This window comes from Niallia endozanthoxylica, from assembly GCF_008710145.1.
In the GTDB taxonomy this organism is placed as follows: Bacteria; Bacillota; Bacilli; order Bacillales; family Cytobacillaceae; genus Bacillus_BD; species Bacillus_BD endozanthoxylica.
The window spans coordinates 82,439-95,078 of record NZ_VYKL01000018.1 but is presented as its reverse complement, the minus strand read 5'-3'; the positions used below and the strand labels follow the sequence as shown (position 1 = coordinate 95,078).

11 protein-coding genes and 2 pseudogenes are annotated in these 12,640 nt (G+C 34.8%); 9 read left to right on the top strand and 4 right to left on the bottom strand.

Going from position 1 to position 12,640, the window contains the following annotated elements; all coding sequences use genetic code 11:
• Positions 1–31: 31 nt before the first annotated feature.
• Positions 32–532: a hypothetical protein gene (locus tag F4V44_RS12030; RefSeq protein WP_150440262.1), complete on the bottom strand. Its 501-nt coding sequence runs from the start codon at positions 530–532 to the stop codon at positions 32–34.
• Positions 533–754: 222 nt separating this feature from the next.
• Between F4V44_RS12030 and F4V44_RS12025 the strand changes: the two genes are divergently transcribed.
• The 5 genes and pseudogenes from F4V44_RS12025 to F4V44_RS12005 all read left to right on the top strand — a co-directional run bounded on the left by F4V44_RS12025 (position 755) and on the right by F4V44_RS12005 (position 6,916).
• Positions 755–1,258, top strand: coding sequence for a MarR family winged helix-turn-helix transcriptional regulator (locus F4V44_RS12025; RefSeq protein WP_150440261.1), 504 nt, complete (start codon positions 755–757; stop codon positions 1,256–1,258).
• A 1,031-nt stretch (positions 1,259–2,289) separates the two neighbouring features.
• Positions 2,290–3,375, top strand: coding sequence for a ribosome small subunit-dependent GTPase A (gene rsgA, locus F4V44_RS12020; protein ID WP_150440260.1), 1,086 nt, complete (start codon positions 2,290–2,292; stop codon positions 3,373–3,375).
• Between the two features lie 249 nt (positions 3,376–3,624).
• Positions 3,625–3,914 (top strand): annotated as a pseudogene (locus F4V44_RS12015) (thioredoxin reductase); the annotation flags it as partial.
• Between the two features lie 273 nt (positions 3,915–4,187).
• Positions 4,188–5,558, top strand: coding sequence for an MFS transporter (locus F4V44_RS12010; protein ID WP_150440259.1), 1,371 nt, complete (start codon positions 4,188–4,190; stop codon positions 5,556–5,558).
• A gap of 386 nt (positions 5,559–5,944) precedes the next feature.
• Positions 5,945–6,916, top strand: coding sequence for an MBL fold metallo-hydrolase (locus F4V44_RS12005; protein ID WP_150440258.1), 972 nt, complete (start codon positions 5,945–5,947; stop codon positions 6,914–6,916).
• A gap of 149 nt (positions 6,917–7,065) precedes the next feature.
• Here F4V44_RS12005 and F4V44_RS12000 read toward each other — a convergent pair whose 3' ends face one another.
• Positions 7,066–7,551 carry a hypothetical protein gene (locus F4V44_RS12000; RefSeq protein ID WP_150440257.1) on the bottom strand — a complete coding sequence of 162 codons (486 nt, stop codon included), beginning with the start codon at positions 7,549–7,551 and terminating at the stop codon, positions 7,066–7,068.
• 217 nt (positions 7,552–7,768) lie between these two features.
• On the bottom strand, positions 7,769–8,410 hold the full coding sequence (locus F4V44_RS11995; protein WP_150440256.1) for a YczE/YyaS/YitT family protein: 642 nt from the start codon (positions 8,408–8,410) through the stop codon (positions 7,769–7,771).
• A 356-nt stretch (positions 8,411–8,766) separates the two neighbouring features.
• On the opposite strand from F4V44_RS11995, the gene F4V44_RS11990 reads away from it, so the two are divergent.
• Both F4V44_RS11990 and F4V44_RS11985 read left to right on the top strand, forming a co-directional pair.
• Positions 8,767–9,348, top strand: a complete 582-nt coding sequence (locus F4V44_RS11990) for a DUF4256 domain-containing protein (RefSeq protein WP_150440255.1) — start codon at positions 8,767–8,769, stop codon at positions 9,346–9,348.
• 270 nt (positions 9,349–9,618) lie between these two features.
• Complete coding sequence (locus tag F4V44_RS11985) at positions 9,619–10,227, top strand: flavin reductase family protein (RefSeq protein WP_150440412.1); 609 nt, start codon at positions 9,619–9,621, stop codon at positions 10,225–10,227.
• A gap of 150 nt (positions 10,228–10,377) precedes the next feature.
• On the opposite strand, the pseudogene F4V44_RS27830 reads toward F4V44_RS11985, so the two are convergent.
• Positions 10,378–10,646: pseudogene (locus F4V44_RS27830) on the bottom strand (ABC transporter permease); the annotation flags it as partial.
• 155 nt (positions 10,647–10,801) lie between these two features.
• Here F4V44_RS27830 and F4V44_RS11980 point away from each other — a divergent pair.
• Both F4V44_RS11980 and F4V44_RS11975 read left to right on the top strand, forming a co-directional pair.
• Positions 10,802–11,248, top strand: coding sequence for a hypothetical protein (locus F4V44_RS11980; protein WP_150440254.1), 447 nt, complete (start codon positions 10,802–10,804; stop codon positions 11,246–11,248).
• Between the two features lie 275 nt (positions 11,249–11,523).
• Entirely contained in the window at positions 11,524–12,519 is a 996-nt protein-coding gene (locus tag F4V44_RS11975; protein ID WP_150440253.1) for a zinc-dependent alcohol dehydrogenase family protein, read from the top strand.
• The last annotated feature ends 121 nt before the right edge of the window (positions 12,520–12,640 follow it).

Here is a 12,640-nt window from a genome sequence, read left to right as displayed (position 1 = left end):
TGATGGAAAACATGTCTAATGTCTGATTTTGTTATTTATTCACTTGAAAAATAGGTAAATAAAAACTTGCGAATTTTTTGCTCTTATCAATCATGTATTGAAATGCATATAAGAAAAATGCCTTATAAAAGAAATAGAAGAAAAATTGAAATTCATTCAATCGAACAAGTTTAACGAGTTTTATTTTATCCATTACTCTCATGATAATAAAAACGAAAAACGCATGTATAAAGGCATTAAGTAATAAAAACTGTTTGAAGTTTCCGTAAGTCCACTTTAATATCCACAAGGATACTACAAGAAAGGGCCCAATATTAAAAGAAAATTCGCCAAAAATATAGGATTTTGGTTTATTGTAAAAAACCCACCATTTTTGTTTTTTCGCCATTTGAACATTCCAGGCTTCTAAAAGAACCACAAGTACCGATGCAGGAAGAAATTTTTTTATATTACCTCTGCCATAAAAGGATAAAGATAACCATGACAGTAAAACCATTGTGATATTAATTAACACTTGTTTTTTTAATACCATATTCATTTAGCTCCTATTTTTTTCTGTTTTTACATTATTTGCGTTCGCCATTTATTTCTTTAAGATATTATTTGCGTATGCAAAGATATTATTTGTTTTTTGGTCATTATTAATGAGATTTTCAAAAAAGGAAAAGAATGCTTTTTTATAAGCAGAAATTGTTTAAAGGCTTTTGAGGTGGGAACAATGAGTATACTTTGATTTTCAGTAAGGAGCATAAAAATGGAGTCAGGTAAGGAATTTATTGCTAAAAGTCATTTAGTTTTTAGCTTTGTTAGAGGTCTTTTTTTATTACTCGAAGATGATTTGAAAAAAAAGATAAAACATTACGGTTTAGCTGTTCCTGGTTTTAGAATTCTTTGGATTTTATATTTCGAAAATAAAATGAATATGTCGGAACTTTCCTTTATAGCACAAACAAATATTTCAAATATATATCGTCAACTTATTAAACTGAAAGATCAACACTTGGTTGATATAGATAATGGAGAAGATGCACGCATTAGAGAAATTTCATTAACAGTAAATGGCCAACAATACATACATGATTTTTTATCTAAACATGTTTCGGCAACAGACTTACAGATCATTTCTATATTAAAAAAGATGCCTAAAGAAGATTTAGATAAATTCATTGAAGTTGCAGCAAGATTAAGTTCTGAATTAATAGGAAAACCGTTCACGGATTGGGTAACAAATACAGCAGATAAAATCATGGAAATTTAGCTTTATTACACTGAATAAACTTGAATCTGATGAATATATACCTAATCAAATTAGACAAGCCGAAGAAAATGTTAAATATTTTAGGAAAAATTGTAACATTCTATCTTCTTTTGTAGAAAACAAACCATTCCCTAAAAAATTATGTTAAAGTAATAAAAATACATCTGAGGAGGAAAGGGAATGGAGTATATTGACAGTTTCGGTTGGAGCTTAAATATTATTCTACTGATATGTTTCGTTACAACCCTATTGATGCTAATGAAAAAACCAAAAGATTACGATAAGAAAAATAGATAATATTGATTATGGATTTTCCATCGTATTAACGAATTAGATTCAACGTAAAGAGATTTGTAACGAGGATTAGGAAAAATTAAATAAGCATTTGAAAAAGTAATAGTAAGCGCTCTCATCTTTTCATTATCAGAATCTTGCGAGAAGAAACTAAATAAAAGAATCGATATAATTGTTTTATATTTCTTTGTAAGCTGCAATCATTTTCAATCAAAATACAATATAGCAAATAAAGACGTTACCATTTTTCAATGTTTGAACGTTTCCACGCAAGGCTGCCTACCACCGAAGAGGCAGCCTTTTTTATATTTTTCAATAATGTTTAATTCCGTTTAACTGGTTTTATTGAGAGTCAAGGAAATGAACTTAGAACTCTATCATTAAATGTTTCTCTATGAAATCAAAGATTTTATCAGGTGAAAAGGAAGGGATAGATGACAAGGAGGTATCCCTCCTTTTATCCTTCAACGGAGTAAGGTTTATCAAAATTTTGCAACAAAACTTTTAAGCCTTAGGAAGAGGCAAGGCGACTATCAGAGGGAATCTATGTCTAGAGGCTTCATTAATATTAGTTGAATATGTGATATAGTATAACTTATAAGTATTGGAAAGGAGATGTTGTTTTTATGAATAGCAAGCAAAGTTTTGAGATTGTAACAAACGGGGAGGGTTGTGCAAAATAATTCATGCATAGAACCTCCCAAAGGTTATGATCTAAACTTTAGGAGGAAATGAAGTTGAACAAAATTGATATGAAAAATTTAGGACTAACTGAAGAATTAATACAGGAGTCTACAATATATACGAATCTCTTTATTGGTCGGGTTTCATCTCAATATAAAAATTTATATAAGGTGCTGACGGAAAATGGTGAGATTTCAGGTGAAATTTCAGGGAAATTTCGCTATCGTGTAAAAGAACGTTCTGAATATCCTGCTGTTGGAGATTTCGTTATGATTGATCGAACAGATAATTCATCGGGAAACGGAATGATTCACCATGTACTTACACGACGAAGTGTTTTTTCACGTAAGGTGGCAGGTTCTAAGAAAGATATTCAGGTTGTTGCGGCAAATATAGATATCGTTTTTATCTGTATGTCATTAAACAATGATTATAATCTTCGTAGACTTGAGCGTTACCTTTCTATTGCTTGGGACAGTGGTGCTATACCGATTATTGTCCTTACAAAATCGGATCTATGTAAGAATATAGAAGCAAAGCTTACTGACATTTCTTCTATTGCCGTAGGTGTAGAGGTGCTTGTGACAACAAGTACGTCTGATGAAGGGTATCAACCACTAAAAAAATATCTTTCTAGTGGTAAGACGGTAGCGTTTATCGGATCATCAGGAGTGGGAAAGTCGACTTTAATCAATTGTTTGCTCGGTCAAAATCGATTAGATACAAATGAAATAAGAAATGATGATAAAGGCAGGCACACTACTACAAGGCGTGAACTGATACTGTTGCCGAGGTTAGGTGTTGTGATTGACACTCCGGGTATGAGAGAACTTGGGATTATCAATGCCAACTTAACAAAATCCTTTGCTGATATCGATCAACTAGTTTCTGATTGCAGATTTAATGACTGTACGCACAAGAATGAGCCAAATTGTGCCGTGCAAAAAGCCATTAAAGATGGAACACTTTCATCTGAAAGGCTGGAAAGTTATAGGAAGCTTAAAAAAGAAACGAAGTATGAAGGCTTAAATTCTAAAATGATTGAAAAAGAAAAAATAAATGAAATGTTTAATAGCATAGGCAGCATGAAAAACGCGAGAAAATTTATCAAAGAACAAAATCGAAAAAAAGGAAGATGAAAAAAGGAAAGTTCCACAACGATAGTAAAATCGTTGTGGAACTTCCTTTTTTATCTTTGGTTCAAGTGAACCCTAGGTCCCTCCCTAATTATTTTAATAATTGTCCATTCAAAAAATATTCAGATTAAGCTAATATAATAAATACCATATTGATAATCATTATCAATTATATGATTTCTATAATACCCCAACTAGTAAAGTGATCGGATATAAAACCGCATGAATATTTCATATGGAGGAGATTTTCAAATGAATGAGACAGAAATTTTTGGCGTGACAATTATTGGCGGGGGACCTGCAGGCTTGTTCTCATCCTTTTATAGCGGTTTACGTGAAATGAAAACGAAGATTATTGAATATCAAAATCAACTAGGCGGGAAAGTTCATGTTTATCCTGAAAAGATGATATGGGATGTAGGAGCCATGACCCCTATCTAAGGGAACAGTTAATCAAACGGATGACAGAGCAAGCATTAACGTTTAATCCCGAAGTGGTTTTAGGAGAAAAAGTCAAAGAGATAGCTAAAAATGAAGAAGGGCATTGTTAGCATAATAATGAATCATTACGCTGGAGCAACTGTATGAAATGTTTTTTCACGGATGCGTCAAAAATCCGGCTTATCAACATGGCTCACTAACAAAGCTTAAATAAAAGACAGATTTGTTAGACTACTCAAAATATTATATAATAGTATACTAATAGATGACAGGCGCTATCCGGAAACTGGATGGGCCTGTTACTCTTTTATATCGTGTACAGGTTGTTATTTTCTGTACCGGTTCATTTTGAAATTGAAATAGTAGGTGTCTAAATGAAAGATTGGCGTAAAAGCCGGGGATTGTTTTTAACAGCAGTATCGGCAGGAGCGATGTTGAATCCTCTTAATTCCTCTATGATTGCACTGGCAATTCATAATATTCAAAAGGATTTTGGATTATCCTATGTAACGGTTTCTTGGTTAATTTCCTCTTTTTATTTAGCGAGTGCAGTGACACAGCCGATAGCTGGGAAACTTGGTGATCTCATTGGAAGAAGGAAGATGTTTCTGTGTGGGCTGCTATTAGTTGCTATATCTGCTATTGGTGCTCCTTTTGCCCCAGCATTTGCTCTGTTATTGATTATGCGATTGTTTCAAGCAGTCGGCAGCGGGTCCATTTATCCTGCTGGAATTGGCATGATACGTGATCATATTCAAGAGAGACAAGGTGCGGCACTTGGTTTCCTTGCTTTAGTCATGTCAACGATGGCAGCACTTGGACCCACCATTGGCGGAGTTCTCATTGCATGGGGAGATTGGCCGGCCATCTTTTTAGTTAATATCCCTGTTCTGTTTGTATGCTTTTTACTAGGATGGTTTGTCTTGCCTAAGGATGAAATGAGAAAGAAGTTACCACTAAGTGACGTTATTCAAAAAATGGATGTATTAGGTATCCTGTTCTTCTCGATTGGGGTTATTGGACTTCTCTTGTTTTTATTATCCTTTAAAACAAAGGTGGATTACGTATCAGGGGTAATTGCGGTTATTTTCATCTTATTGTTCTGCTGGCACGAATGGAAAACAAAAGTTCCCTTTATCGATATTCGTTTATTTCGTAAGAACCCCAAATTATCTTTAGTGTTTATGCAATATATTGTTGTGAACTTTATTTATTATGGTTTATTTTTTGGATTACCGAGTTATTTTCAGGATGGACTGAATTTAAGCGTCGGTTACAGCGGCTTGTTAATGCTTTTTGTGACAGGAACAGGAATCATTACAGCACCTTTAATTGGCCGCTGGATTGACAAAGTGGGGGTTCACTTACCTATTTTCACGGGAAATCTATTAATCGTTATCGGCAGTGTATTGCTTTGGATCTTCTTTCATCATGTACCAGTGATCGTCATGGCCATAATTATATCTCTCATTTCGGCAGGCTGCAGTTTTGGAAATGTTACGTTACAATCTGCCATGCTCCAAGCCAGTCCAGCCTCTGTGGTGGGAGTTTCAACTGGATTATTTCAAATGTGCCGCCACATTGGCTCGATACTTTCTGCTGTTTCCCTTGGTTTGGTATTTGGCAGCCATTTCGATCCAGAGCATTTCACAACACTGATTCTCGTATTTATTGTGGCAGGTGTCATCATTTTACTGCTCGGTATAAGACATTCCCGAATAAAACCTGATTCAGCAGGTGCTTGAGTTTTATTACATAAAACGGAACATAAAGTGTCAGCATTATCTAGAAATAGGATGGTGCTGACACTTTTTTCTTTTCCGTACAAATCTAAAAATAGATTCCATTTCTTAAAAAAGTCAGACATTTTACAAGAATTTACGGAAAAAAATATTATTATTACTACATAGTGTAGGTACAAATGATATAGAATATGTATTATAGTTAAAATACAGAAAATTTAAAATAGTATTGATGATATATTATTAAGAATGGATATGACAGATAACAGGGGATTAATGATGATCCTATTAAACGAATCAGCAAATTTAATTAGGCTATGCTAAGCCTATTTTAGTATATGAGAGAGCAACGAAGACGTAAGAATTAAGGGAAAAGGATGTTATATTGAATGAAAAAATCACGGCCAATCATAAAAGAAGTTACAAAAGATATTTATTTAGTATCGATTCCTATTCCTTTGATGAAGCAGGTTAATTGTTATTTATTTCGGGGAGAAAAAGGGTTTACTCTTATTGATACTGGCCTTTTTACACAAGAAGGAATAGGGATTTGGGAAGATTTAATTGCATCAGGATTTAAAATAGAAAAAATCGTGCTAACCCATTTTCATATTGATCATATCGGCTTCGCTAAATGGTTTCAGGAAAAGCACCATGTGCCTGTTGTCATTTCGAGACTCGGTTATGAGGAAATGAATCAAAGGAGAAAAGGTGTTTACACCGATTGGGTGATTAATCTTTTTCAAGAACATGATAGTCTTAGGTTTTATCAAACGGTTATTGAGAATCCGATAGCCTTAGAAGAACAGATGATGTATGCCTATGAATTTGAACCGGATGAACTCTTGGAAGATAACCAATATATAATGTTAGGAAAGGAACTGTATGAAACCGTTTGGACTCCGGGACATTCCCCAGACCATTTTAGTTTCTATAACCATGAACGAAAAATAATGGTGATAGGTGATCATATAATGGACCATCTATCTCCGGTTATCTTACTCGAATCACCGAGCGATGTGAACCCACTAATGAGTTATTTTGATTCTTTAGAAAAAATAAAGGAATATTCGATTCAGCTTGCGCTTCCCGGTCATGGTAAATTAATGGAAAGTCTAAATAAACAAATAAAAAAAATTAAATCTGGTCACCAATATCGTATGGAGCAAATAATAGGTTCCCTTCAAAACGAAGAAAAAACAGCAGGTCAAATGACGCAAGAGATTTACAGAAAAACGAGCAGCGTGTTAGGCTATAGTCCCGTCATGTCCACGATTATAAGATGTATTTATTTAGAATCAATTGGGAAGTTACATTCAGAATGCATAAACGAAAAAAGAGTATACAGATTAGCCGACTAAAAACACTGAACATATTCTTAAATGGATAGTGGGTTGGCTGGGACCGAGGGCTGCTTGTACAAACTATATACAAAACAAGCAGTCGCACCACAATCTTCCTTTTTAAAACTAAAATTAATAAGGAAGATTGCCGACATACTGTGTTTCATTTATATGAAAATATGTAAAATTAATAATCCAAAGAAGACGAATGCCGTTTTATAATGAAACCTTCTTCTTTTTCCAGTTGCTTTCTTTTTTCTCAAAAACCCGCTAAATAATAAAAGGAGAAGAAGGCTGAATGTAACTATTCCGCTAATTGTTTTTTGTCCCCATAAATGTCCCCATTTTCCGTAAATCATTGTGATAATATGTATGAAAACAAGGAGCGAAGCAGAAACGGCTACGGGAATATGAAATGTCATCAGTCGTTTAGAGATTTGAGCAAACTTTACCTTTATCGTTCTTTTTTTGCTTTTTCGTATGAATAGAAATACAAAATACATATTGAGGTTCACTAAAAATAGAATAAAGGATACTTGTGCGGCCACTTTTCCTATCATAATCGTGTTAGAGCCATAGCCTTGATATATGCTGCTCCATAATAGGATGGTAATGACCGTTACGATATTAACCGCTAGCCATCTGGCAACCATGGAATCCCTCCAATTTTTCCACCCAATATAGCATACTTATCATTCTATTTCTACTCTCTATAGTGGGGAAGCGGTTAAAATCTACAGGTGTAAGTAATAGGGAAAATATAAATAGGTGCTAGTGTAGTTCCCGAAATGTATTGAAACAACGAGTTTGTTTCGATACACTTCGGGCTTTATTGTTTATCAAATCAATTTGATTTTTTCGCTAATAGTCTCATATATTTTGTTCGGAAGGCCGTTCTTTGAAAACAGTCATTCTTTCTTGATTTAACACCATTTTTACTTTGCTATTAACAGTTTGGATTATTTTCCCTACAAACAAAGCAATGATTAACGTTCCTAATCCTACCGGACCGCTAAGTATAAAGCCTAATAACGTACCGGTTAATTCAACAACTATTCGGGAAACGTTAATACTCCAATCGAATCGATTGTGTAAAGCTAACATTAGCCCATCGACAGGAGACTTAGGAAACTTTGCTTCAATGTAGATACCGATTCCAACTCCGATAGCAAGGGTTCCGAACAGAAAAACCAACCACTGGATAAGAAAGGAAGATGGAATTTCCATCCGATCAAATAAAAGGAATATCCAGAGGTCTAAAAATATACTACGGAGGATGATCGCAAGCATCGATCCATATTGAAATCTTTTTCTTTCAACGACTTTCGTCATCAGTACAATCAAGACTTGTATGGCAACGGTCCAAGTCCCAATTGTTAATCCGAAATAATTGTTCATTCCAATAGCTGCAGCATCCCAAGATCCTACTCCCGCTGCGGAAAAAATGGTCAAGGCAATTCCTAATGCATTGATGGCCAATCCAACTAAATAAATCGCTATTCTGCTAAGCACTTATGGCACCTTCCTAATCTACTAATATTAATAAAAAGTTACTTGCGGTGATATTTTATCTTCACTGAACTTGTTATTCGGTGAAGACCACCAATGCCAATAGTTAATAAGTGAAATACAATGAACTATCCCTATCCCATAGGATGTGACCAGCTGTATGAAACAATTTTGGTAAATCTATAGGCCGGTATTATCATCGATACGATACGTTCAGTATTCTAATTATACCTTCAATTATAACCTTTTCAATATTGGAAATTTTTTATTGTGTTATAGTAACTTATGTACAGTATTTAATATAGAAAAATTATTAATATATACTTAAACTGAATGTGTATTCGGAAGGAGAAAATGACATGACAAATAGTAATGAAGTCAGCAATAAAAAAGAGCTGACACGAGAACAAAGTGAAGAGTTACTTCATGTATTGAAAGCTCGTTTTGAGAAAAATATGCATCGCCATAAAGAGCTTGAATGGGCTAAAGTCCAAGCAAGATTGGAAGTTAATCTAGAAAAACTTTGGTCGCTAAATGAAATGGAAAAAACTGGTGGTGAACCAGATGTTATTGAGTATGATGAAAAGAAGGATGAATATATTTTTTGTGATTTTTCAGCAGAAACTCCTAAAGGCCGCAGAAGTGTTTGTTACGACCGTGAAGCACTGGAATCAAGGAAAAAACATAAACCAGAAACTAGCGCAATGGATATGGCAGCTGAGATAGGCATTGACATGTTAACAGAGGAACAATATCGAGAGTTGCAAAAAATTGAAAATTTCGATAAAAAAACATCGAGCTGGGTGCAAACACCCTCTGATATTAGGGAGCTCGGCGGTGCCCTTTTTTGCGATTATCGCTTCGGTCATGTTTTCGTCTATCACAACGGTGCAGATTCTTATTATTCTGTCAGGGGTTTCCGTGGATCGCTAAGGGTTTGACTTTTGCAGAAACGACAAATGTAGATTTGAGAAAAAATTAACAGAGGAAGGTTTTGTTAAACGGGTACTATCCTTAAAGAAGGACAAGTACCCTTTTTGTTGAATCTTATATACCAACGAATGCAGGAAAATAAAGAAATCTGCCATTTTATCATCGGAAAGTCAATAAAATCTGTAGCTTAATCGGTTATCTATCATTTTTTGTTGTCATCACAGCATTTCAAACACATGATGTATTTCTACAAATGAAAGAAGAAAGGAATGATTTCGTTGATATCAATAGATCCAACCCAAAATACGGAAAAAGAAAATTATAAATTTCTAATAGGAAGTATCATCCCAAGACCAATTGCTTTTGTCACAACAATGACAACAGACGGTGTTTTAAACGGTGCACCATTCAGTTATTTTAATATCGTCACATCCAATCCTCCGATGATTTCATTATCTATCCAAAGATCACAGGGAGAACAAAAAGATACAGCGAGAAACATCATCGAGTCCAAGCAATTTGTAGTCCATATTGTTGATGAACAAAATGTAGAAATGATAAACAAAACAGCTGCAAGTCTTCCTTCTAATCAAAGTGAGATTGAGTTAGCTAACTTAACTCCAGTAGACAGTGTGAAGATTTCTATACCCGGCGTAAAAGAAGCAAAAATTCGAATGGAATGTTTATTAGAGCATGCGTTGGAATTGGGGGGCTCAGATACACCGGGGTGCGATTTTATTATAGGGAAAGTTGTTCAATTTCATGTTGAAAATGATATTTATAAAAATGGAAGGATTGATCCGAGTGGTTTAACTGCGGTAAGCCGATTGGCTGGAAATGATTACGCTAAGATTGGTGAGATTTTTGAAATCAAAAGACCTAAATAGTACCTTTATACACTTAATGCTTTTAATAAAAACCCTAAAATCGACAACGATCGGCTACTCGTTACTCCGTCAGATAAATGAACATCTTTGGAAGTTCGCTTCTGCTCTATACAAAAACGCGATTAGCCTAGCAGCTAACCGCGTTTTCTTTTAAATATTCTCCTTCTTTAAGCTCTCGATAAAGTTTTCATTTTTTATTTTCATAATCGAATACAGCATCGCAGACCCGACAATCAAGAAAAAACACAATAATAACAAATAGGCTGCTCATCCATGGAAGGCTAAATTCATATTCAAAGGTGTATCCTGTGGAGCGATGAATCCCCAGCATGATAAGCACACATTTTATTAAAGCCTTTTGGGGTTATGCCAACGGACCTGAGCATCGCAAATTCACGTTTTCGCAGCAAAAAGCTCGTTTCCTTACGGTCATCTTCATAGAAAGTTTAGTCAGTTTGTAAAAATCAGTAGAATATTAGAGTTTAAATCAGCCTAGGGAGCAATTGATGTTTTTTCACACTCTGTTACTATTAATATATAATCAAACAAATGAAGATAAAGTGGGGAATGATTGATGAAAGAGATGATCTTAATCATAGCAGAAATCATTAACACAATGCATGATGTTATTTTAGATCTAATGGAGTTTGCAAACTTAGATTTAACTGATAAAGATCTGCATCTATGGATTATGGGGATAATTGGAATAGGTATATTTGGCTTCACCCATGTATTCTTTAAATTCCTTTTAAAGTATGGAATCACGGCAATCTCATTTGTTTATACGTTTACAGTCATGATTGTCATTGTATTTGCCATCGAGATCCAACAGCAAATAACAGGCCGAGGGCAAATGGAATTTGATGATGCCGTAATAGGTTTATGGGGCTTTCTGCTATTTTTTGCCGCATTTCTTTCAATAAAAGCCATTCATAAAGGAATGAATAACTTGTTAAATCGGAAAAAGAGTAAACCTAAAAATCGACGGTTTCGATCAGAACAAAATAAACGCTCACAGTAACAAATGAAATACTGTTGATTGATAGAGAATGGCGAGTAATTGTTTCGAAGATAGGCTTAGAACTACAAGCTTGAAATACTAGATTGATCACTAAGTATCAGCTATCTGAATCCCTCTCGTCAAGGAGTACCAAGCATAGCGGAAAGACTGTTAAGAAGGAATGTTTCCACTTAATAATCTTATACAGTTAAAACAAATGATTATCAATTTTGTAAAAGTAAAAGTAAAATAAAAACAATATACATATCATTTTAAATTTTCAAGGAGTGATAGATTTGAAGGCACAAGTAATCCATTCTTTTGGAGAGGCAGCTGTTTTTCAATTAGCTGATGTTCCTGTTCCAAAAGTAAAGCCAATGCATGTTTTAATAAAGGTGAAAGCTACAAGTTTGAATCCGATTGATACCAAAATACGCAGTGGTGTATTTGCTAAATTTGCTCCTGAATTTCCGGCTGTTTTACATGGAGATGTAGCTGGTATGGTTACAGAAGTGGGAGAAGGGGTTACGGATTTTAAAGTAGGTGATGAGGTATACGGATTTGCTGGTGGTGTGAAAGGAACAGGTGGCGCACTAGCAGAATATATGCTGGCAGATGCTAGATTGCTAGCCCATAAACCAAAAAACCTATCATTTGCAGAAGCAGCTGCCATGCCAGTCATATCTATCACAGCTTGGGAAGCTCTTATTAAACGGGCCAATATTCAATCTGGAGAGGAGATTCTAATTCATGGAGGTACAGGCGGTGTCGGACATATGGCCATTCAACTGGCAAAATGGGCCGGTGCAAAAGTTTTTACAACCGTATCCACTCCAGAAAAAGCTCAGATTGCGCAAGAACTTGGAGCCGATGTTGTCATCAATTATAAAGAAACACCGGTACGAGACTATGTAAATAAGTATACGGATGGAAAAGGCTTTAAATATATTTTTGATACGGTAGATCGTGAAAATTTAGAACGGTCCATTGAAGCAGCTTCGTTATATGGAACCATTGTGGCCATTGCTGTAAGCCAAAACTATAACCTTGCTCCATTTCTTTTGAAATCATTAAATTTCCAGGTCGTTTTCATCGAGATACCTATTCTTCATGAAGAATTCCGATACATAAATGGGGAGATATTAAAGAAAGTGACTCCTATCATTGAAGAAGGAAAGTTAAAGCCATTAATTGATCAACGATTATTCACCTTTGACGAAATAGCTGAAGCACATGACTATTATGAAGCCAAGAAAGCGGTTGGGAAAATTGTTTTAGTAAATAATTGGTGAATAGAATAATATAAGCAAGTTCAATGTTAAATATATGTTAAAGCTGCTATTTTGGCAGCTTTATTTTATTGAACAAACAGAGTGGCTTCGTCACAATATTAATCATACTACTAGTATGTAG